26 protein-coding genes and 1 pseudogene are annotated in these 18,981 nt (G+C 33.6%); 13 read left to right on the top strand and 14 right to left on the bottom strand.

Annotated elements, in window-relative coordinates:
• Window positions 1–176 precede the first annotated feature (176 nt).
• Window positions 177–624, top strand: a pseudogene (locus tag ABWU69_RS00205) (IS4 family transposase); the annotation flags it as partial.
• Between the two features lie 43 nt (window positions 625–667).
• On the opposite strand, the gene ABWU69_RS00200 reads toward ABWU69_RS00205, so the two are convergent.
• From ABWU69_RS00200 to ABWU69_RS00170, 7 genes are all read right to left on the bottom strand, one after another.
• A complete protein-coding gene (locus tag ABWU69_RS00200; RefSeq protein WP_353285170.1) occupies window positions 668–907 on the bottom strand; it encodes an IS3 family transposase in 240 nt (79 codons plus the stop codon).
• A gap of 87 nt (window positions 908–994) precedes the next feature.
• The gene (locus ABWU69_RS00195; protein WP_353285447.1) at window positions 995–2,323 is read right to left on the bottom strand and encodes an IS4-like element ISWosp9 family transposase; all 1,329 of its coding nucleotides are present in this window, start codon (window positions 2,321–2,323) and stop codon (window positions 995–997) included.
• 102 nt (window positions 2,324–2,425) lie between these two features.
• Window positions 2,426–2,689, bottom strand: a complete 264-nt coding sequence (locus ABWU69_RS00190; protein WP_265026138.1) for a transposase — start codon at window positions 2,687–2,689, stop codon at window positions 2,426–2,428.
• Window positions 2,690–2,854: 165 nt separating this feature from the next.
• The gene (locus tag ABWU69_RS00185) at window positions 2,855–3,154 is read right to left on the bottom strand and encodes a transposase (RefSeq protein ID WP_265026139.1); all 300 of its coding nucleotides are present in this window, start codon (window positions 3,152–3,154) and stop codon (window positions 2,855–2,857) included.
• Between the two features lie 191 nt (window positions 3,155–3,345).
• The gene (locus ABWU69_RS00180; protein WP_353285169.1) at window positions 3,346–3,777 is read right to left on the bottom strand and encodes a phage tail protein; all 432 of its coding nucleotides are present in this window, start codon (window positions 3,775–3,777) and stop codon (window positions 3,346–3,348) included.
• Window positions 3,778–3,872: 95 nt separating this feature from the next.
• Window positions 3,873–5,078, bottom strand: a complete 1,206-nt coding sequence (locus ABWU69_RS00175) for a PQQ-binding-like beta-propeller repeat protein (RefSeq protein WP_265034737.1) — start codon at window positions 5,076–5,078, stop codon at window positions 3,873–3,875.
• 99 nt (window positions 5,079–5,177) lie between these two features.
• Window positions 5,178–5,483 (bottom strand): hypothetical protein, encoded by a 306-nt coding sequence (locus tag ABWU69_RS00170; protein ID WP_265026142.1) that lies wholly within the window; start codon window positions 5,481–5,483, stop codon window positions 5,178–5,180.
• 79 nt (window positions 5,484–5,562) lie between these two features.
• On the opposite strand from ABWU69_RS00170, the gene ABWU69_RS00165 reads away from it, so the two are divergent.
• The gene (locus ABWU69_RS00165; protein ID WP_265026143.1) at window positions 5,563–5,910 is read left to right on the top strand and encodes a transposase; all 348 of its coding nucleotides are present in this window, start codon (window positions 5,563–5,565) and stop codon (window positions 5,908–5,910) included.
• A gap of 167 nt (window positions 5,911–6,077) precedes the next feature.
• The gene (locus tag ABWU69_RS00160) at window positions 6,078–6,305 is read left to right on the top strand and encodes a transposase (protein WP_265034736.1); all 228 of its coding nucleotides are present in this window, start codon (window positions 6,078–6,080) and stop codon (window positions 6,303–6,305) included.
• Here the strand turns inward: ABWU69_RS00160 and ABWU69_RS00155 are convergent.
• The 3 genes from ABWU69_RS00155 to ABWU69_RS00145 all read right to left on the bottom strand — a co-directional run bounded on the left by ABWU69_RS00155 (window position 6,290) and on the right by ABWU69_RS00145 (window position 7,686).
• The gene (locus ABWU69_RS00155; RefSeq protein WP_265026145.1) at window positions 6,290–6,748 is read right to left on the bottom strand and encodes an IS4 family transposase; all 459 of its coding nucleotides are present in this window, start codon (window positions 6,746–6,748) and stop codon (window positions 6,290–6,292) included. The two genes, ABWU69_RS00160 and ABWU69_RS00155, sit on opposite strands and share 16 nt — an antisense overlap.
• 75 nt (window positions 6,749–6,823) lie before the next feature.
• Entirely contained in the window at window positions 6,824–7,303 is a 480-nt protein-coding gene (locus ABWU69_RS00150; protein ID WP_182365498.1) for a hypothetical protein, read from the bottom strand.
• A 188-nt stretch (window positions 7,304–7,491) separates the two neighbouring features.
• The gene (locus ABWU69_RS00145; protein ID WP_265034806.1) at window positions 7,492–7,686 is read right to left on the bottom strand and encodes a transposase; all 195 of its coding nucleotides are present in this window, start codon (window positions 7,684–7,686) and stop codon (window positions 7,492–7,494) included.
• A gap of 34 nt (window positions 7,687–7,720) precedes the next feature.
• On the opposite strand from ABWU69_RS00145, the gene ABWU69_RS00140 reads away from it, so the two are divergent.
• The 4 genes from ABWU69_RS00140 to ABWU69_RS00125 all read left to right on the top strand — a co-directional run bounded on the left by ABWU69_RS00140 (window position 7,721) and on the right by ABWU69_RS00125 (window position 10,512).
• The gene (locus ABWU69_RS00140) at window positions 7,721–8,500 is read left to right on the top strand and encodes a hypothetical protein (protein WP_265034540.1); all 780 of its coding nucleotides are present in this window, start codon (window positions 7,721–7,723) and stop codon (window positions 8,498–8,500) included.
• A gap of 56 nt (window positions 8,501–8,556) precedes the next feature.
• Window positions 8,557–8,721 carry a transposase gene (locus tag ABWU69_RS00135; RefSeq protein ID WP_353285420.1) on the top strand — a complete coding sequence of 55 codons (165 nt, stop codon included), beginning with the start codon at window positions 8,557–8,559 and terminating at the stop codon, window positions 8,719–8,721.
• Between the two features lie 422 nt (window positions 8,722–9,143).
• Window positions 9,144–9,473 carry an integrase core domain-containing protein gene (locus ABWU69_RS00130; protein ID WP_265034864.1) on the top strand — a complete coding sequence of 110 codons (330 nt, stop codon included), beginning with the start codon at window positions 9,144–9,146 and terminating at the stop codon, window positions 9,471–9,473.
• A 166-nt stretch (window positions 9,474–9,639) separates the two neighbouring features.
• On the top strand, window positions 9,640–10,512 hold the full coding sequence (locus ABWU69_RS00125; protein ID WP_265035721.1) for an RluA family pseudouridine synthase: 873 nt from the start codon (window positions 9,640–9,642) through the stop codon (window positions 10,510–10,512).
• 11 nt (window positions 10,513–10,523) lie between these two features.
• Here the strand turns inward: ABWU69_RS00125 and ABWU69_RS00120 are convergent, their stop codons facing one another.
• The 3 genes from ABWU69_RS00120 to recG all read right to left on the bottom strand — a co-directional run bounded on the left by ABWU69_RS00120 (window position 10,524) and on the right by recG (window position 13,292).
• A complete protein-coding gene (locus ABWU69_RS00120) occupies window positions 10,524–10,874 on the bottom strand; it encodes a diacylglycerol kinase (RefSeq protein ID WP_265026148.1) in 351 nt (116 codons plus the stop codon).
• Between the two features lie 96 nt (window positions 10,875–10,970).
• A complete protein-coding gene (locus ABWU69_RS00115; RefSeq protein WP_265034863.1) occupies window positions 10,971–11,207 on the bottom strand; it encodes an EndoU domain-containing protein in 237 nt (78 codons plus the stop codon).
• A 63-nt stretch (window positions 11,208–11,270) separates the two neighbouring features.
• Window positions 11,271–13,292 (bottom strand): ATP-dependent DNA helicase RecG, encoded by a 2,022-nt coding sequence (gene recG / locus ABWU69_RS00110; protein ID WP_265034862.1) that lies wholly within the window; start codon window positions 13,290–13,292, stop codon window positions 11,271–11,273.
• Window positions 13,293–13,595: 303 nt separating this feature from the next.
• On the opposite strand from recG, the gene ABWU69_RS00105 reads away from it, so the two are divergent.
• Complete coding sequence (locus ABWU69_RS00105; RefSeq protein ID WP_265035720.1) at window positions 13,596–14,423, top strand: hypothetical protein; 828 nt, start codon at window positions 13,596–13,598, stop codon at window positions 14,421–14,423.
• Here the strand turns inward: ABWU69_RS00105 and miaA are convergent.
• Window positions 14,420–15,304 (bottom strand): tRNA (adenosine(37)-N6)-dimethylallyltransferase MiaA, encoded by an 885-nt coding sequence (miaA, locus tag ABWU69_RS00100; RefSeq protein ID WP_265026152.1) that lies wholly within the window; start codon window positions 15,302–15,304, stop codon window positions 14,420–14,422. The two genes, ABWU69_RS00105 and miaA, sit on opposite strands and share 4 nt — an antisense overlap.
• A gap of 75 nt (window positions 15,305–15,379) precedes the next feature.
• Here miaA and ABWU69_RS00095 point away from each other — a divergent pair, with 75 nt between their 5' ends.
• From ABWU69_RS00095 to ABWU69_RS00075, 5 genes are all read left to right on the top strand, one after another.
• Window positions 15,380–15,850, top strand: a complete 471-nt coding sequence (locus ABWU69_RS00095; protein ID WP_265034860.1) for a hypothetical protein — start codon at window positions 15,380–15,382, stop codon at window positions 15,848–15,850.
• Between the two features lie 118 nt (window positions 15,851–15,968).
• A complete protein-coding gene (locus ABWU69_RS00090) occupies window positions 15,969–16,556 on the top strand; it encodes an L-threonylcarbamoyladenylate synthase (RefSeq protein WP_265026062.1) in 588 nt (195 codons plus the stop codon).
• A 17-nt stretch (window positions 16,557–16,573) separates the two neighbouring features.
• Window positions 16,574–17,395, top strand: coding sequence for a DNA polymerase III subunit delta' (locus ABWU69_RS00085; RefSeq protein WP_265034858.1), 822 nt, complete (start codon window positions 16,574–16,576; stop codon window positions 17,393–17,395).
• A 73-nt stretch (window positions 17,396–17,468) separates the two neighbouring features.
• Window positions 17,469–18,263: a hypothetical protein gene (locus ABWU69_RS00080; RefSeq protein ID WP_265034857.1), complete on the top strand. Its 795-nt coding sequence runs from the start codon at window positions 17,469–17,471 to the stop codon at window positions 18,261–18,263.
• A gap of 58 nt (window positions 18,264–18,321) precedes the next feature.
• Window positions 18,322–18,981: a conjugal transfer protein TraJ gene (locus ABWU69_RS00075; protein WP_265034855.1), complete on the top strand. Its 660-nt coding sequence runs from the start codon at window positions 18,322–18,324 to the stop codon at window positions 18,979–18,981.

The raw sequence follows: 18,981 nt of genomic DNA, 5'->3' as shown, positions 1-18,981 counted from the left end.
TCAATTGTACCCGTTCAGCCAATGGCGTCAACTTAAGGGAAAATATCAGTGATTGTGTATAAAACTTCTCTCTAAATTTTTTACCATTAAATTACCCAAAAGCTGCAATAAACAGCACTTTTGTTTCTGTTTTATTTCAACAAAGAAGTCTAAAATGTGTCCTTTTTAGGTGAAACATGCAAAAAGGAAAAAATCTTATTCTACAAATTAAAAATATAATATACTCGAAAGCTTTTCAGAGAATCCATTGTGTTGAGTTTCACACGAACAAGGAAACTTCCTTTTACGACAGTATTTTCTATGATTTTAAAGTTAATTAAGAAAAGTTTAGGAATAGAATGTGAGCTCATTAAATTCCACCCTCAAAGCAAGCTTTTTCTAAAGCAAGATATAAATACAGGTTTTAAAGAATTTAAGCATCCAAACAGCCTATCAAGATGAGCCTGAGCTGGAGAGGCTATAGGCTTATTGCAGCAGATGGTTCTGGTATTCAGCTCTGAAGAAATTGTATCCGAATTTGAATCAAATGGAACAATAGGCACCATTGGCAATTTGTTTGTTGATTTATGTACTTCGCTGATTTGTAGTGCTCGCCTTGCGGCCTGGAATGTGGGTGAGCAAACTGACCTTACCCAGAAAAAGTAGAGAGAAAGTTAAGACGATTTTGTCATGAGAATGATGCATCAAATTGTGCAGGAATGCAATAGTTAATAGTAGAATGTCTACGTTGTTTGTTATAAAAGATTTCTATGTATTCAAATATGGCAGTTCTAGTTTGTTGAGCAGAATGTTGAGAAGTATCAATAAGCAGCTCCCTTTTGAGTGAACTGAAGAAGCTTTCTGCAACAGAATTATCGTAACAACAGCCCTTATGGCTCATGCTGGAAATGATGTTTTTTGTATTCAATAGAAATTGGTAATTTTGAGAGGTATACTGTGACCCTTGATCGCTATGTAACAGTAGATTTTGGGAGTGTTAAATAAACCATACGCGTCAAGTTAAGGAATGTAGAGAGCTTAAAGTAGATACCCTGGTCTTCCTATATCTGTCTTTCAAAGAAAACTTTGACCAGATTATAGTAAGCTTTTTTAGAAAAATTTTTAAATTATTGACAATATTGTTTGATATCAAAAAGAGCTCTCTAACCCGCCTTTTCAATTCAATAAATGCCTTTGTTAAACTGAGCTCCGTGTTCTTTTTTAGTTTTACACAGCCAATCATTCCGTGAAATACGAGAATAGCACATAATTTTGTGTATAGCTCGCACAATACTCTAAATGGATTTGTCTTTCCTTTTAGTTTATCAAGATTGATATGACTTTTATATAGTTTAAATAGTAATTCGATTTGCCATCTTACTCTATAAACCGTCAATATTTGTTCAGCATTAATTTTACTCTCTGGAACATTAGTTACAAATATTGACCAATCTAATAACTTTTGATTCTTTTGAGAAGATGTATATCCATGTGACTTTGCTAATTTATTAGCCTTTCTTCTTCTAGCCATAAACTGTTCTTCAGTTAGCTTTTGACATATAATTCTTACCTTAATTTTTACTTCCTTTCCTAATAATACTTCTTTTTCTAAAGATAATTGACCTTCCAAATACTCCAATAGCTCTATTTTTTGATTTGTTTCTATATCATATATATTGGTATCAGACTTATAACGACTAACAAAATATGCACCTGCTTCATCAATCTGTTTAAAAGAACTAGGCACAAAGTAGCCCAAGTCAAATATTAGCAAATCATTGGCTGATAAACCGTTCAGATAATCCCTATAACCTTGATCCGACCTTATTCCTTCCATTAAATTTAACTTATCTAGCGCTTGATTCAGGTAATCAAAGACTAACTGTAGCTTTATTCCTGATTTGGTATTATTCTCACAATCTCTATAGCTACTGCCATATCCTTTATACATATCTTCCATGCTACTGGGCAGGCTAATGTAGCTGCTATCCAATAATTTAACGCTTCCAAATTGCTGTAAAATTTTGCAATCAATCTGTAGACTTTTTTTAAATAAACACAAAGCTTCGTTATACATTTTTTTCATGAACTTAACTGCTTCTTCACTAAACCTAAAATCTAAACCCTGTTTTGTAATTTCTATCGAGTCTTCATTTAGCAATTGGCACATTGTTTCTATGCTGCAATCATCAACTCCTATGTTACCAAAAACCATGGCTTTTATGAATGATGAGCCATTAAGTTTTCTCTTTCTTTTTATGAAACCTACTGCAATTGATATTTCGTCTGCTTTTTCATTAAAGAATTCATTGAGGTCTTTTGATAAGCAAGCTATTCTGTCCATTGTAAGTTCTCTCATTCATATATCCAAGAGAACTTATACCTTATTATTTTCCTTCACTCTATCAACTTTACTTACACTTTTCCTTAACTTGACGCGTATGGTTTATTTAACACTCCCATGCGTGAGAATTATTGCTGCCAACAACCTTCCTTGGTTTTTATATAAGTAATCCCATACTTTATTTGGTTGCTCAGTGATAAAATTTTGATCTAATATATTAGGAGCAATAACCATATTATTTGGTTGTTTTTTAGTTTTAAATCTTCGTCTAAGTTTGGCTATAATGTCATTTTCCTGCATAACATTTTGCACTGTTTTGATGTTATAATTTTTGCCTAAAGCTTTTATGGATTTTAGGGGCTCCATATCTGCATTTAGATGCTTTTTTTGAATCTCTGCTAGAAGTCCTTCCCTTGCTAATTCTTTATTGCTTTTTTCTTTAGCAATCCATTTATAATAACCACCAGCACAAAACCCTGCATAGTTCCTGTATTTTATAGCAATTTCTATGCTCTTTTATAAAAGAATATTTTACTCTTTTTCTTTGGCAAAATATCCCAGGGCTTTTTTTAAAATGTCTCTTTCTCTTCTTACTCTTGCTAACTCTTTTTTTAGATCAAATCTTTCTTTGTCATAAGGAGCTAGTTTTCCTTTGCCTGGAAATGCGTATGCTCCAGACATTTTTCCATCATATTTTCTTACCCATTTACTTAACATACTGCCATCTATACCTAGATCTTTTGCTATTTTTGTACTTGTTTGACCTGTTTCTTTAACCAGCTTAACAGCTTCCAATTTAAATTCTGCTGTATATTCTCTTCTATTTGTCATATTACACCTCTTTGAAAAAACGTTTTATTTTACTCCAAAAACGTCTTAACTTTCTCTCTACTTTTTCTGGGTAAGGTCACTTCCTTTAACTTATTACAGATTGCTGTATGTAAATTACTCCAAAACATCTATCTGCTGCTGAAAATATTTCTCAAATACTCTTTCTACTTCATTATCAACTAACTCTTTCATTATTTCCCGAGCTTACGTGTTACTTTAATTTCATCTATTGGCAAAGACGTGGTATACCTTCGTCTGAAGATTCCTATATGACCATTTTTCATTGTTGCTATAAATGCTCCTTCATACGTACGGCTCCCTACCTTTGCTCCTCTCTTTGTCTGTTTTATACTCCCAAGTTTTGCAACTCCTATCCACTGGGAACTGAGCTTTACTACCGACCATAAGCGCTTTCTATTTGCTTTATCCACACTTAACTTTTTTCTCATTGCTTTTTTTGGTATTTGCTTTTCTTCGCTTACTTGTTTGATAGTTTGCGATCTTACCCATAGTGCTGTTTTGTTTAATGCTCTCACTGTTGCTAATTCTATTTTTCTTCTTTCAGCATCTATGCTTTGCATAACTTTTTCGATGCTATCGGTGACTTCGATGTTAATACGCATCTACACCCCTGACGCTTGAATTTTCCACAATACTCCTGAATTGTCCCTAAGTGGTGCTACCTATGGCACATCTCTTCCTTATTACCTGCAATATTTCATCTGCTGATATTTGGATCAATGCAGCTATACACACCTTTTTTCTCAGTTGTAAAGTAGTAATCCCCAACTGCAAGATCAGTTACAGGCGTATGATACACATCTTCTGGAATGCTGACTATCTCTTCTATCATGCCTGACTTCTCATCTAATAGAAACATGATTCCCTTATTGCTCACAATAAATAATTTTCCATCTATCACCGGTCTAGCATAATATGTGTCTTTTAGTTTATCATTTAGCTCATCATTCACCACTAAGTTAGTACTCCAAATTATCTGACCATCAGGTATTGCAACTTTCATAACTTCATTCTTTGTGTTTACTACAAAAAATTCGTTACCATTTATATCATCGGGGTACAGCCATGGCATAATCCCACCACCACTGATATTTTTTGCTTCCATGGCCTTTAACCACAAAAGATCTCCTGATCCTATATCAATCGCAACAATGGTAGAATTGTTTGTAGCTATTAATGTGTTATTCTTTACTACTGGAGTAGTTGTAATATCTGCAAGCTGAGTGTCTAAAATATTTGTAGAAGGTAACTTATAAGACCACAACTTTTTCCCATCTTTGTCAAAAGCTACTAACTCTCCATTTGAAAATGGAACTATTAGCTTATCGTGTATAACCACAGGAGATATGTAATTTGATCTTGTCATTTGATTACTACCATTAGACATATGATAGAACCAGCTTGTATTACCATTCTCTATGTTCAGCATGTATAAATAGTTATCTACAGTCAAAATTGCTATTCTATCATTAAAAATTGTAGGGTTTCCTTTCACCAAAGACTTTAACTCCTTTTTCCACATAACTGCGTCTTCATTTATTTCATATTGTGTATTATCTCTATTTATTGCATATAGCACATTATCTATTGCTAAGTAAATTTCTCTACAATATTCACTGCAAGTAGCACTCATTCTACCAATTGTTTTATGACTACCAGATAAATCTACATCCTTCCAGTACCACCCTGTGTTGTACAATACCCCATCACCACCAATAATTAGCTCATAACTTTCGTGTATAGGAATTGGTTGTATATAACCTTGAGAAAACTCTCTACTTGGATTATTCCACGGGTGACACCTATATTTATTTTTTATTTCTAAGCTAGGCTCTACCCCATCTTTTGCAATAACACAACTTGTGCTCAATAAGAAAGCAATAAAAAAAATGGCTAGTTTCATAAAACTTTTCTAGAAAGATCACTTTATATACACATTAAAGATACGATATATTGAACAATTTCACTATCGTTAGTTTTGATTTTAACACGAAAAACCATTTTACATTCTCACTGCGTTTATTTTCCACAATATTCCTGAATTATCCCTGAGCGGCGGTGAATGTACTTTGTATCTACGGTTACCAATAACAAAAGTATCTCCTACTACTGGCTGCAATACATCAAAGACACTCACCTCCAAAATCAACATCTCCCCTACAAATTGTCCTTCACCGATCTCGTATAATTTATCCGGCTGTTGCTTTAATATCTGCACCATATATGACTTATCCTTTGACTCATACAAAGCTTGCTCTCCTAAATGTGCAAAACAATCTTTCAATAACCTTTTAATATTTTCTTGCATCTTGTTCTTTTATGTACTATAGTACTTTCAAAAGCGAATGATAAAGGTATAATATACTTTTTAGTGTATAGGAAAAGTGATGGTATATAGTGTAGATTTAAGGAAAAAAGCAGTGTCTTTGGTAGAAAAAGGAAAGTCAAAGACTGAGGTTGCAGAGCTTTTTGAGATAGGAATAGCAACACTATATAGATGGCTGAAAAAGAAGTCTGCTGGTCAAGATCTCAGAGCGACAAAAAGTGTTGGTTTTATTCGGAAAATAGACCCAAAAATACTTGCAGACTATGTTAAAAAACACCCAGATCACACACTAGCAGAAATGAAACAAAACCTTGGCTTTGGGATCAGTGCAATTTGGTATAGGTTAAGACAGCTAAAAATAACCTTAAAAAAAAGTCACATTCTATCAAGAGCGCAATCAAGAAGATAGGCAGCAATTTATCGATAAAGTCTCAAAAATAGACCACTGTAGCATTTTATATATAGATGAAGCAGGAGTTGATAATAGACTATACCGAGAATATGCACGAGCTCCAAGAGGAGAAAAAATGTATGCTGATGTTCCAGGAAAAAAGCGGGAAAGAGTGAGTATAATAGGTGGATGAGAAGTTCATTGCACCAATAAACTTTCACGGGAGAAAGAAGTATTTAATGCGTGAGATATTACTGCCACAGTTAAAGCGTGGTACAACTATAGTTATGGATAATGCTACATTCCATAAAACTCCCAAAACAAAGTCATTAATAGAGTCTTTTGGCTGTCATGTGCTTTATCTTCCAACATATTCACCTGATCTAAATCCTTACTTTTACCCACAATTTTGAGAGGTTATGATGTGAAGCATAACAATGCTCTCCTTAAGGTTTTCATAGCCCCGCCATAGAGTCATAGACCCTGGTAAATTATCACTTTTTCTATTCATAAATCCACCCAATTTTCCTAACCAAATAATAGCTTGTTTTATGTTTGGAGGTTCTTCGGGTAATGTTGCTACCCGATACTCACGCATGTAAAGGACCTTCCACTCTTCGTTGCTTAAAATTTTAGTACAAGTTTCCATGGGATTTGATAAAGCCACTTTTGTCAAATATAAAATTTTAAACGCGATTATACTTTTTATAGCAATTAACTTCTGTAATCTTTCTTTTGTAGCTAAGCGAGAGCTTTCTATCTTACATCCTGATTTTAAAATCCTAAAATACTCTTCAATTTTCCATCTTAGCTTATACCAATTTATCTTTTCTATGGCATCTAAAGTATGGTACATTAGTTAGTAGAGTCCAGTCGACAGCTTCCAATCCATCAGGAGCTTTTGCACTTACCACATATACAGGGACTTATTTTATGTATTGTATCTTTTGACCCATAAATGGAAGAAGATCTGATAGGCTTTCATATACTTAACTTCAATATTAGCTTTCCTTGATCTCTGGTTTCCACCTTTAGTAACTTCTAGAGAAATTTTCTTTTTTACTGGCAGTTGAGTGATGCGTGTTTGCAAATCTGTTTTTCCGACTTCAGTACAGATAAATCTTCTATTAGCTCGATTGCGGATTACATAAAAACTACCTAACGTCTCAGCCACCCATAAAAATTTGAAGATGTCTGCTTCCCTATCACCAAGGGTAACAAGTTGTACATTTGGAGGAAGGTTGTTTATAGTTTCTTTGAGAGCTGTTATCCACTTATAACTTTCTTTTTCTTCTATGGAGGTACGGTATTTTCTGTTTGCTTTTTCTTGTGCCGTTTCTTCTTCCCTAATAGAACGCGCCCAACATTGTTGGGAAGATAGACCTAAAGGTAATCCGTCTTTGCTAGGCACTATGCAACAGTAAACCCATTTTATGCTTTGTATAAGCTTTAGAAATACTGCCTAGTCTCTTGGTCTTTATATGAGAGTCAAAATCCAAATAACTTGTATCTTGAACTGAAAATACCAACTGGTTTCCTTTTATTCTTTCCTTAGTTTCTTTATAATGGGAAGAATAAATTTCCTTATCTTCAAGCTTTTCATTGCTTATATGCACCCTTAGCTTCTTTCCACCCACTACAGCTTTGATTAATTGAACCAGATGCCTTACCCTCTATGCAATAACTTGTTTTTATAAGTCTTTTATTAAGCCTTATATCTCCCAAATTAATGTGTTTTAACTCTCTTTCCAGCCATTTATCCCCTAAGTGTTGAAAGTAACACAAAAAAGACATAAAGAACTATTATTGCAAGAAAAAGGAGGCAATAATGGATCAAATAGAAAGAGTACTAAATTTAATAAAAGATGAGGATTTAGAAAGGCTAGGAAAATTAAGTGAAGTAGATAAATGTAATACTAAATTGTTGGGCAAGATTATATTTAAAGGTCTAATGAAGTTAATATTAATGGGGCAAAAAACAAGCCTAAGAGCGCTAGAAATGGTAATAAACAGGTGTATAATGGATAAGAATAGCGATAAAAGTACAGTAACATACAGTGGTTTGTCAAAAAGGTTAAAAGTTATAAATCCAGAATATTTTAAGGGAGTATATATTGATTTGATGAGCAAGATTAAAAAGCTATTACCCCAAAAAACATCAAATAACTTACATAAGTTTGATTCGACGATCATAAATTTATCGGGATATCTCATAAAAGATGGGCTAAAAATAGGCGGTAAAAGTAACGACAGTCAAGTTAAAGTGAGTGTAGGATTAAAGGATCAATTGCCGACAAGTATAAGATTTTGTAAAGGACAAGAAGAAAGTAGTGAAGATATAGCATTAGTGAGAGCAATTAATGAAGCTAAAGTTGAAAAAGAGGATATTTTATTATTTGATAGAGGAATCAGAAAAGTTGGAACTTTTGCCGAATTTGATGAAAAGGAGTACAAATTTATCACAAGAGTTAAAGTAGGAAGAAAACATGATGTTATAAGCAGGAACAAAGTTATAAGAGAACAAAAATCGGATGGATCAGAGATTTTAGAAGATATAATAGTTAATCTTTATCGTGCACGAGGTAAAGTGGCAATGATCTACGGCTAATAAAAATCAGAAATAAAATTGGAGATGAAATATGGTTTTTGACAAACTTGTTTGAAATGCCAGCTTATGAAGTAACAGAGCTATATAGGCGCAGATGGGATATAGAAGTGTTCTTTAAATTTATAAAGCAAAATCTTGGATATAAGCACTTTTTAAGCCATACTATGAATGGCATGAAGGTGTATATTTACATGATCTGCTTTGTTATTTCTTGTTTATAAAATCAAAAATAATCTACATGGGTTCAAAATAGCATTACTGCAATTCACATTGGATCTAAATGACTCTTTTATACGTTCGATTGTTTTACTGTCGGGAGGTAATTTACATGCCGTTGATCATCTCATATCACGTTATTTTTGATACTTTCAACACTTATGCCATTTATCCCCTAAGCCATCTGTATATTGCACGCTTGTACTTATTTCTATCATTTTGATCCTAAATTATTTAGCTTACTCACTTTTTATATTTGTGGGTAAAAGTAAGATCTAAATCCGATAGAGCATTGTTGGCACACCATCAAAAGTCGCCTCAGACCTCTAATGCATCAATGTACAGACTTACACCTTTTAGTTGGTAATACCATTTTAGACGTTTATCATTCGTTTTAGAAAATACTATAGTTGTAGATGCTTTGTTGATGGCTGTTAATAAGCGTAAACCCGCTAAAGATCTACTGTTATATAGCGATCAAGGGTCACAATATACTTCAAAAAATTATCAATATCTATTGGATACAAAAAGTATCATATCTAGCATGAGTCACAAAGGTTGTTGTTACGATAATGCCGTTGCGGAGGGCTTTTTTAATTCACTGAAGAGGGAGTTACTTATTGATACTTCGCAACACTCTGCACAACAAACCAGAACTGCCATATTTGAGTATATAGAAATTTTTTATAATAAACAACGACGTCATTCTACTATTAACTATTGCATTCCTGAACTTTTTGATTCATCATTTTCATGACAAAATCGTCTTAACTTTCTCTCTACTTTTTCTGGGTAGGGCCAATGTTTACAGACCTAAATGTTCAAGCAGCATGGGAAATGGCGCGGGGTAAGTCACTATAGATCACTCAGTAATAACCTTAAGTGTTAATAATGATAAAGAGAAATTAAGGCTAGATATCTACATAGCTGAAAAGTGCAACATATCACGCAGTAAAGCTCAAAGATTGATACAAAATGAGCAGGTAAAATTACTTGGCACACCGATAATTAGTAATGACCACATAGTAAAACCAGGTGAAGAGTATATAGTACATCTCGTTCAACCTGACATATCCACATCAATTGAGCCTAATTATGACATAAAACTTGATATCGTCTATGAAGATGAGGACATTATAGTTCTGAGTAAACAAAGTGGATTAACAGTGCACCCAGGTGCTGGAACAAACAATGATACACTCTTGAACGCAGTTATCGCTCACCTTGATGTAAGACCAGGAATTGTTCATAGACTCGATAAAGATACCAGTGGGCTAATGGTAATTGCAAAAAATGAGGAAGCCCATAGTTTTTTGTCTGAATTACTGTCAAATCGTAAAATAAAGCGGGAATATTTAGCAGTAGTTTGGGGAATATTACCTTCTGACCAGGGAACGATAAAAACTAACATTGCTCCAAAGCGTGGTAATAAAGAAATGATGTGTGTTACAAAAACAACCGGAAAATTAGCAATCACTCATTACTCAGTAGAGAAAGTTATAGGACAAGTAAGCCTGGTTAAATGTACTTTAGAGACAGGTAGAACACACCAAATTAGAGTCCACATGAGCCACATAGGACATTCCATAGTTGGTGATCAAGTTTACGGAAAAAATAGTAGTAAAAGCACAAAATATGCTAAAAACTCTAGTTTTATTCGTAATTTCAATAGGCAAGCACTACATGCTTATACACTGGGCTTATATCACCCAAAAAGCAAGGAATACATGGAATTTGTCTCTGATTTACCGCAAGATATAAAAACTTTAATTGGTGAGTTTAACAACATATCTTAATAACATTCGTATTAACCTGTCAATATTATCATCCATGTTATCAGGAAGTTAATTAATGAAAGAAAAACTGCTGCACTACCTAGATCTTTCACCTTTTTTGAAAGTATGTGTTGTTCACTGGAAATACGCTCAATTGTCGTTTCAAAAGCAGTGTTAACAATTTCCACAATTAACACCAGGAATAGGCTGCTTATCATTACTGCACGTTCTAGATTACTTACATCCAAAACAAACAAAGTTGAAACACATACTATAAAAAGTAGTAACTCCTGTCTGAACGCAACTTCTGATATAAAAGCTGATTTTATTCCTTCACAAGAGTATTGAATTGCTTTTATTAGACGAATAATGCCCTTCTTCATTATTACTCACAAAACCCTTTAATCAAAATTTTAACTCATTTGGATTTGCTATACCCTATAGCATTTTATCATTTGTTCACCCTATTGGTTTTGAAATTAAGATTTACTGCAACTACAATAAGTACTCTTGTTATCACATTTTGGTGTTAAGTCAGGATAAAACGTAAGTATAGCATCATTCTTTCTTACAAACACTGATTGATAATTGTCATCCTCCATTTTATACAGGCACATTCCATCTTTTCCTAATTCCTTGAACACCTTAGTTGCAGAAATTAAAATATCATCGGCATGAAGGTTATATGCGTATCCATTTGAGCATTTAACTTTCATGATAAAGGGGCTGGCAAAATGTGTCAAGTAAGTTTTTTCGTTTCTGCGGGCTATCTGGTTTTCCTACTGAAATTTTGAAAAATGTAATCTACTTCTATATTCAAATATATCAAGCAGTAATTCAAAATCAGCCATTGCACCTTTTGCGTTATTATACGCGAGGTTGAGCAGCTCTCTGTCCTGATATAAATCAGCAAATTTAAATTCCATACATCCTGATTGTTTTGTGCCTAAGATATCTCCACTGCCTCTTAGCATCATGTCCCTTTCAGCAATGTAAAATCCGTCCTGTGACTCACACATGATCTTTAACTTTGAAGATGAGCTTTTACTTAAATTATCGTATAATAATACACAAAAAGATGGCTTGTTTCCTCGTCCTACTCTGCCTCTTAATTGGTGTAATTGCGATAACCCAAATTGCTCTGCATTTTCTATAATCATAATGGTTGCATCTGGTACATCTATACCAACTTCTATCACAGTGGTTGCAACAAGCAGAGAAAATTCATTTCTTTTGAAGGAAAACATAACTTGATCTTTCTGCTCCTGAGTCAATTTTCCGTGTATTATGCTAACTTTATCAAAAAATGTTTTTTGTAATTCCTGAAAACGCATCTCTGCTGCAGCAATATTGGTCTCTTCGTTTTCTTCTATGTATGGACAAATCCAATATGCTTTTTCGCCCCTGTTTATAGCACCTTTTAGCTTTTCAATAACATCTGGCACCCTACTAATGTTCATAGTTACAGTTTTTATTGGCAATCTGGATTTTGGTTTTTCTTTCAAAATTGAACATTCAACGTCACCATACATAGCTTGCTGCAAGGTTCTTGGAATGGGAGTTGCAGTAACGAAAAGTATATCGGCATTTTCTCCTTTTCCTACCAAGCGATTTCTCTGCATCACTCCAAATCGCTGTTGCTCGTCTATGACTGCAAGCCCTAAATTTTTAAATGTAACATTAGCTTGAAATAGTGCATGAGTGCCAATTACTATATTTAAAACACCACTTGCAAGTTCGTTCATGATAATCTTTCTTTCCTTGCGCGAAGTTTTACCAGTAAGCAGCGCAACTTTTATATCGGTACAGGATAAAACTTCCTCAATCCAATTATAATGTTGCTCCGCCAAGATAGTAGTCGGTGCCATTAGAGCTGCCTGCATGTTGTTTTCTACCACATTTAGCATCGCAAAAAGTGCAACTACGGTTTTGCCACTACCAACATCACCTTGCAGCAAGTTTATCATGCGGTACTTGGATTTTTGCCTCTCTGAAATTTCATCTATTGCACGAATTTGATCGTTTGTTAATTGAAACGATAATTCATTTAAAACTTGCTCTTTATATTTACTCAATACTATAAATTCTCTTCCCCTTTCTTTTACATGATTTTCTCTTGCAAGTTTCAGTGCTAGCTGATACGCAAACAATTCATCATAAGCAAGCCTTTTTCTACAAACCTCGGCTTCCGCCAATGAGCTTGGTCTGTGCAACTTTATGATGCTTTCCCTCCAACTTAGCCATTTTTTTTGCTTGATTAATGTATCATCTATCCACTCTGGCAAATCAGGCAATTCTTTCAGGTTAGAGCTTATTATGTTCCCAATGCTCTTATTAGTAATGCCACGGCATAATTGGTAGACTGGCTCTATGCGAGCTATTTCTTTAAATTGGTTGATGTCAAGCGACACGTAATCTGGGTGAGTAATCTGCCAATGCTCAGCAAATTTTTCGAGTTTGCCACTGATGATTACAGAAGCTCCAATTGGAAATAGTTTATATAAATACTTAACTGAGTAATTAAAAAAGACTATGAACATATACTGACTCTCACTTTCAACAACTATTTTATATGGTCTACCTCTCAAAGTGGGAGGCTGATGTTCATAAACTTTTGCCATGAAAGTTGTAAATTCTCCAACTTGAGCATCGGGCAGTGACTTACTTCTATCCACATAACTAAGTGGCCTATAAAATAGCAGGTCCACCACTTTGTCCCCACCACAAAGTTTAGGCAATATTGTGGAATGAAATTTAGGTATATTCTCCAGCCTGCTATTTAGAAAAATCTGATTGCTCATTGAGATTCATACATGTGTAAAACTGTTTATCAATAATAGAGTCTTTTTAAAATCCTGTCACCTTATGGTCAGGTATGCACTATAGCTAGCACAGCTCTCTAACGTCATACCGCCACGGTATCTTAGAATAGATTCCGCTAACACGTAGCGGAATGACGATTTGTCGTTTTTAAAATCATCGGTAAGCCTAAGTTACCCCTAACTATATTTGCTATCATAGGGCTTATAGCAGGTATTTTATTGACTTATTAATCATTTTTATGTATTATTATACTATCAGCAGTCTATATCAAGGCACTAATGATGAGTAGCTCTACACCAGAAGAAAAGGAAAATCCAATAGTTACACTAAGAGCTCAAGCAGAAAAATTTGATTATAGTAAGTTAAGAGCTGGTAAAGATAATGCTGAAGCGAACTCTGGTAATACAGCGTTCTGCGATCTTCGCAGAATGGATTTTGTTATTAATAAGAAAAGCACAAGTAGGGATTTTATTGCCAAGCTATACAAAGAACATGACAGTTTACTGCCAAAAAGTGAAGGTAAAAATGAAGACTACCGCCCATTTGCAAGAAAAGTTTTTAAGGAGATGTTCGAACATGCTGGAGCTAAAGTTCCAAGTGATCCTATTTTGGAAGAACTGGTTATCAATTGTAATCAAGCAGGGTACGTAGGTGCATTATACGATGAAGATAAACCTCTTTTCCATGTAATGAAGACACATGAGTTAGTTTTCAGTTCTAGTCATACAACACATATTAATTGTAGTGATCCAAGTCATGCAACAATCAGAATTGAAGAAAAAATTGCAGTTTGCACTTTAGCAAAACCAGAAGAAGAATTATGTAAATTGGATAGCTCACTAGAATTCACGCTTAAGTCTCAAGATGATAAAAATGTAACATACGAAAATGGTAGATTGTCTCTTACTATTCCTGACAGATTAAAGAATTATAGTGTAGACGATAAAAGCTTGTTTGGCATTATAAAAGAGTGTTTTCAGAAATTTTGTGAGAGGCTTGGATTTTTTAAAATAAAAATAGAGCATGATTTAGGTAATCCACTAGAAGTAAGCGACCATCTGGAAAATATGGAACCCCCTATTCATAGTAATGAGCACGGCCTGAATTAAAATATCTTGAGCTCATTTGCACAATCAATCACTTCAGCATTTGGAAATTGGTTTTTAAACCAGGTATACTGACGTTTCGCGTAGTGTCTTGTGTTTGTTTGAGCAATTTGTATTGCTTCGTCTAAAGTAATCTCACCTTTCAAGTACTTTATAATTTCTGGTACTCCATGTGCTTTCATAGCTGGCAAATGTGGGGCTAGGTTCATGCTAAGTAGCTTTTTTACTTCATCAATTGCTCCATTTTCAATCATTGTAATGAAACGAAAATTTATTTTTCGGTATACATCTTCACGTTTAGGCAGAATTGTATATATCTTAAAATTATTGAATAAAGGAGGCTGTCTATTTTCTTGCCATACAAAGATTGTCTTACCAGTTTCAGTGATAACTTCAAGTGCCCTTGAAAGGCGGTGCGAGTCATTCATGAACACTTTACCTTGAATCCTTGGATCTTTGCTTAGCGCTAATTTGTAAAACTCCTCTTTACTTAAATTTTTTCTTAATTCACTTACATTTCTCCTCACTTCCTGACTTATTTGTGGCATTGATGATAAGCCTTTGATTAAACTGCTGATGTAAAGCCCGCTTCCTCCAGTGATGATAGGTATTTGAGCATTTTCTAATGCGTGATTAACTTCTTTTTCTAAATCCTCTAACCATAGACCCACGGAATAATTTTCTTTTGCTGAGACATAACCATATAGTTTATAAAATACTTCTTGCTTTGGTGGTTGAGCAGTAATTATGGGAATTTCTTTGTATACCTGCTTTGAATCACAATTTATTATGCTGATATTATTATATTTTTTTATCAGGTTATCACACAATTCTGATTTACCTGAGGCCGTAATTCCTGTAATAATTACTATATTATTTTTCATTTATATTAATTTAATTAACATATGATAGAGTGTAGTAAAAATTTGGGTCCTACAATCTAAAGTTTGGAGATTTTTATGGCAGAAAACAACGACAATAATTCATTTATTAAGCGTTTCACAAACAGGACTCCTGGCGGTACAGGGGAAGGTTTTTCCAGCAAGTATTCGTCTCAAAACACCAAAGAACGTGCATTAGGGGAAAAAGGAAAAATTTCTGAATTAGCAGGCAAAAAAACCGAATCCAAGGAAGCTTTTTCTGAAAGTGGCGGCATAAAAAGCAAAAGCAGAACTGTCAATGAAAGATCTTTTGCTGATGCAACAAAAAGAAGTAGATCAGATCTCGTATATTTAGTGCGTGGTAAAGATCGTGGAAAATCAGCGTGGCATTATGTATTAGTTGATAAAGAGAGAAGAGAAATGTTTCTAGCAAAAAGCAGAACTGGCTCTATAGATGTTGCAGACTATGGAGAGATTTTATATTCAGGATGGGGAGAAGATCCACCACAGGAAATAGTTGACAAAGTCAATGAAGAGTTTGGGCTGTAGCAAATCTGCATAACAAATGGTAAGCTGCGTTGTATTATATTCACAAAAACTAGCAGTTACTATATAAGATACAATGCAACAAAACTGATCTAGTTGTTATGAACAAGTTTCTAGCTATATGGTATCTAAAATAATAAATGCAATACAGAACAACTTGTTAGTGTGTTTTCCAACAGAAACAGTGTATGCTCTTGCTTGTAATGCACTAGATAATGAATCTATAGGAAAAATATATCAGATAAAGAAACGCTCTCAGAATAAGCCACTCTCCATATTTGTTAGTGATATTTACAATTTGACAAAAATAGCAAAGCTAGAGAAAAAGTATATTGGTTTAGTAAATCACTTTTCTCCTGGACCAATTACCTACATTTTACCACTTAAAAACAACAACATATTGCCAAACGAATTCTTTAAAGATAGTATAGGCATCAGAATCCCTGAGCATCCTATTGCAATTTCAATATTAAATAAACTGAAAGTTCCAATAGTTGCAACTAGTATAAATATTTCAGGAGAAAAAAGTGTATGTAAGGCAGACGATATACCACAATCCATTAAGCAACATTTATCTGTAGTGATTGAAGATGACGAACTAGTTTCTGGTATAGAATCTACTATTATTGACTTAACCGAAGATAAGATTAAGGTTTTAAGGGAAGGTGCAATTTCATTACAAACAGTAAACAACGCATTTTCAAACTAAGATCTATAGGAACAAGAATGAAAAAAGTAATAGGTCACAACCAAGCCAAAAAAAAATTAATGAACAACTTGTCTGTTCAGTCTTGGCTGATCTGCGGTAAAAAAGGTATAGGGAAAGCAACATTTGCAAAATCCTTCTCCAATTGGTTTCTTACAAAAAACTATGACGTGGCAGCATTGGACTTACACATTGTTGAAGGTGATACTATCGGAATAGAAAAAGTCAGAGAAATGAAAAACTTTCTACACTTAAGTCCCATTCAATCAGAACACAAAATAGCTATAATAGATAGCTTAGAGGTAATGACTAATAACGCTAAAAACGCAATATTGAAAATATTAGAAGAGCCGCCAAAAAATTCTAAGATATTTATAATTAGCCATAAGCCATATGATATACAAACCACTATCCGGTATAGGTGCTTTCAGCTGAATTTACTCCCATTAACTTATGATGAAACAAAGCAAGTTGTTTCATCTCAATGTAAATTTGATGATCAAATATTTGATGAAATCATTACTTTATTTCCTGGAATGCCAGGAATGATAATAAATGCAATAAGTAGTGATGCTTATGAAGCATACAAGTGCTTTTATAAATTTCTTCATGATTTAAAGAATCCCAATATGATTAATAAAGTAATTAATAGCGAAATCGAACTAGAACTAGCATCATATATAATTCAGGCCTTCATTTTAGAAAGCATAAAGAGAGAGGTAAATGATGTTGAAATTCTGCTAAGTCAGTGGAAAAAAATAGATGAACTTTTTGTTGTTGCTAAGCAACTCCACTTAGATAAAAAGCATGTTTTAGCTAATGTAGTTAATATCATGACATAAGTTTACGAAATATAATACTTTTAACATAAATTCATGATAAAATCCTGTTAATTTAATACTTGAAGTATATAATTTGACTGATAATAAATTAACTGTATGGCAATCAATAGAAGTTTTGACAAAAGCCATACTGAACATGCAAAAAGAATTGAGTTCAATCAAGAATATAGCTTTAGACCAGGACGTCACCTTAGAAAAAGGAGAGGAGTTATTAAGTGGCATTTATGAAGCAAATTTTAAGCTAAACAAGGCAATCAATATAGCCACTTTGCCAAAAATTGGCTATCATATGCTCAATGGTGAGCTTGTTGTACGTAATCATATTACGGAAGAGGAAGTAAAGATTCCTAGAGATTTTCATTACCTTAAAGTCGTTAAATCCAATCATGATGATTATAAATTAACGTTTTGTAATTTTTTAGGTAACGAGTTTTTTGAATATAAAAAATATGATCCACAATATTCTGGTATTTCAGATGAATATAAATTTGTGAATTTTGGTAGTGTAAAAAAGACTCATAATCTAAAATTTAAGGAATATGTTGGTCATGCACCTAAATTTTTTGCTGCAGAAGGGCCTATTGAGCCTGGATCCCAAAACCATGTAATTGATCTATTTGAGCTAGTCAAAAGTGGTAAAGGTAGCAAAGTGGGAACCTTCGCTGATGAATTTGGTTATTTTGATGATCAAAATAAATTACATTATTATAATTATCACAAAAGTGCTGAAAGTAATACTTATGATCCTGAAAATTTTAGTGTAAAAATGATAAATATAGATGTGAGCAAAATCGATAAATTCTACCTTATTGCGGAACAAGGTGATATAATCATTCATCCTATTTTGGAAAATTTAGACATATTTTAAAGTTTTTTAGAGTATCTAATCTTATTGTTATTATAATTGGGTTTGGTAGCATTATGTTATGGAAGATAAATTGCTTGAATCAGTAAAAAACAAAAGTTATTTCAGTAAAGCAGTCGAATGGTACTGCCATAGGTATCTGTTTTGTGTAGCAGAAAGATCTTGGATGGCATTAATAGTATCGCTTCTCCTAGTATGCTTATGTTTATTAACATTAAACATATACCTGTTATTTCCTGTTAAAAAAGATTTAAATTTTGTGAAGTATATGAACCACACAGAAGATGAGTTCTCTGCAATGCATAAGCTTAGTTTCAGTAAAAAGGAAGATGAATACATTTCCACAGCGAGGTACTTAATAAGTAAATACATTGAAATATACGAGTCCATTAAGATCGTTGAACCGAAGTACCAAGAAAATTTTATAAGAAACAATTCTATACATAAAATCTATCAAGGCTTTCAGGAAAAAACGAATAATGAAGCTGGTAATTTGTCTCTATCTAAAAGAAAAATTGCCAACATAAATGTAATAACATTATCTATTGATCGATCGACCAAGGACTTAGTTACATTTGCTGGAAATGCTACTGTAGTTTTTACAACCGAGCAAAATAAGGAGGATACTGTGGAGATTAGCTTCACTTTGTCGAATATAAAAGCAACTCTGGCTGGTATAATACCATTTAAATTTATTGTTAATGGTTATAAATATAGATGA

Origin of the sequence: Wolbachia endosymbiont (group A) of Beris morrisii, assembly GCF_964028185.1 — a bacterium.
GTDB lineage: Bacteria > Pseudomonadota > Alphaproteobacteria > Rickettsiales > Anaplasmataceae > Wolbachia.
Note: the sequence above shows the minus strand (reverse complement) of the source record. Positions and strands in the feature narration are given on the sequence as shown.

What these genes read in the sequence shown, in the direction of transcription:
- ABWU69_RS00195 (WP_353285447.1), bottom strand. Translation starts at nt 2,323, where the DNA reads ATGGACAGAATAGCTTGCTTATCAAAAGACCTCAATGAATTCTTTAAT.
- ABWU69_RS00190 (WP_265026138.1), bottom strand. Translation starts at nt 2,689, where the DNA reads ATGGAGCCCCTAAAATCCATAAAAGCTTTAGGCAAAAATTATAACATC.
- ABWU69_RS00185 (WP_265026139.1), bottom strand. Translation starts at nt 3,154, where the DNA reads ATGACAAATAGAAGAGAATATACAGCAGAATTTAAATTGGAAGCTGTT.
- ABWU69_RS00180 (WP_353285169.1), bottom strand. Translation starts at nt 3,777, where the DNA reads ATGCGTATTAACATCGAAGTCACCGATAGCATCGAAAAAGTTATGCAA.
- ABWU69_RS00175 (WP_265034737.1), bottom strand. Translation starts at nt 5,078, where the DNA reads ATGAAACTAGCCATTTTTTTTATTGCTTTCTTATTGAGCACAAGTTGT.
- ABWU69_RS00170 (WP_265026142.1), bottom strand. Translation starts at nt 5,483, where the DNA reads ATGCAAGAAAATATTAAAAGGTTATTGAAAGATTGTTTTGCACATTTA.
- ABWU69_RS00165 (WP_265026143.1), top strand. Translation starts at nt 5,563, where the DNA reads ATGGTATATAGTGTAGATTTAAGGAAAAAAGCAGTGTCTTTGGTAGAA.
- ABWU69_RS00155 (WP_265026145.1), bottom strand. Translation starts at nt 6,748, where the DNA reads ATGTACCATACTTTAGATGCCATAGAAAAGATAAATTGGTATAAGCTA.
- ABWU69_RS00145 (WP_265034806.1), bottom strand. Translation starts at nt 7,686, where the DNA reads ATGTCTTTTTTGTGTTACTTTCAACACTTAGGGGATAAATGGCTGGAA.
- ABWU69_RS00140 (WP_265034540.1), top strand. Translation starts at nt 7,721, where the DNA reads ATGGATCAAATAGAAAGAGTACTAAATTTAATAAAAGATGAGGATTTA.
- ABWU69_RS00135 (WP_353285420.1), top strand. Translation starts at nt 8,557, where the DNA reads ATGCCAGCTTATGAAGTAACAGAGCTATATAGGCGCAGATGGGATATA.
- ABWU69_RS00130 (WP_265034864.1), top strand. Translation starts at nt 9,144, where the DNA reads ATGGCTGTTAATAAGCGTAAACCCGCTAAAGATCTACTGTTATATAGC.
- ABWU69_RS00120 (WP_265026148.1), bottom strand. Translation starts at nt 10,874, where the DNA reads ATGAAGAAGGGCATTATTCGTCTAATAAAAGCAATTCAATACTCTTGT.
- ABWU69_RS00115 (WP_265034863.1), bottom strand. Translation starts at nt 11,207, where the DNA reads ATGAAAGTTAAATGCTCAAATGGATACGCATATAACCTTCATGCCGAT.
- recG (WP_265034862.1), bottom strand. Translation starts at nt 13,292, where the DNA reads ATGAGCAATCAGATTTTTCTAAATAGCAGGCTGGAGAATATACCTAAA.
- ABWU69_RS00105 (WP_265035720.1), top strand. Translation starts at nt 13,596, where the DNA reads ATGAGTAGCTCTACACCAGAAGAAAAGGAAAATCCAATAGTTACACTA.
- miaA (WP_265026152.1), bottom strand. Translation starts at nt 15,304, where the DNA reads ATGAAAAATAATATAGTAATTATTACAGGAATTACGGCCTCAGGTAAA.
- ABWU69_RS00095 (WP_265034860.1), top strand. Translation starts at nt 15,380, where the DNA reads ATGGCAGAAAACAACGACAATAATTCATTTATTAAGCGTTTCACAAAC.
- ABWU69_RS00090 (WP_265026062.1), top strand. Translation starts at nt 15,969, where the DNA reads ATGGTATCTAAAATAATAAATGCAATACAGAACAACTTGTTAGTGTGT.
- ABWU69_RS00085 (WP_265034858.1), top strand. Translation starts at nt 16,574, where the DNA reads ATGAAAAAAGTAATAGGTCACAACCAAGCCAAAAAAAAATTAATGAAC.
- ABWU69_RS00075 (WP_265034855.1), top strand. Translation starts at nt 18,322, where the DNA reads ATGGAAGATAAATTGCTTGAATCAGTAAAAAACAAAAGTTATTTCAGT.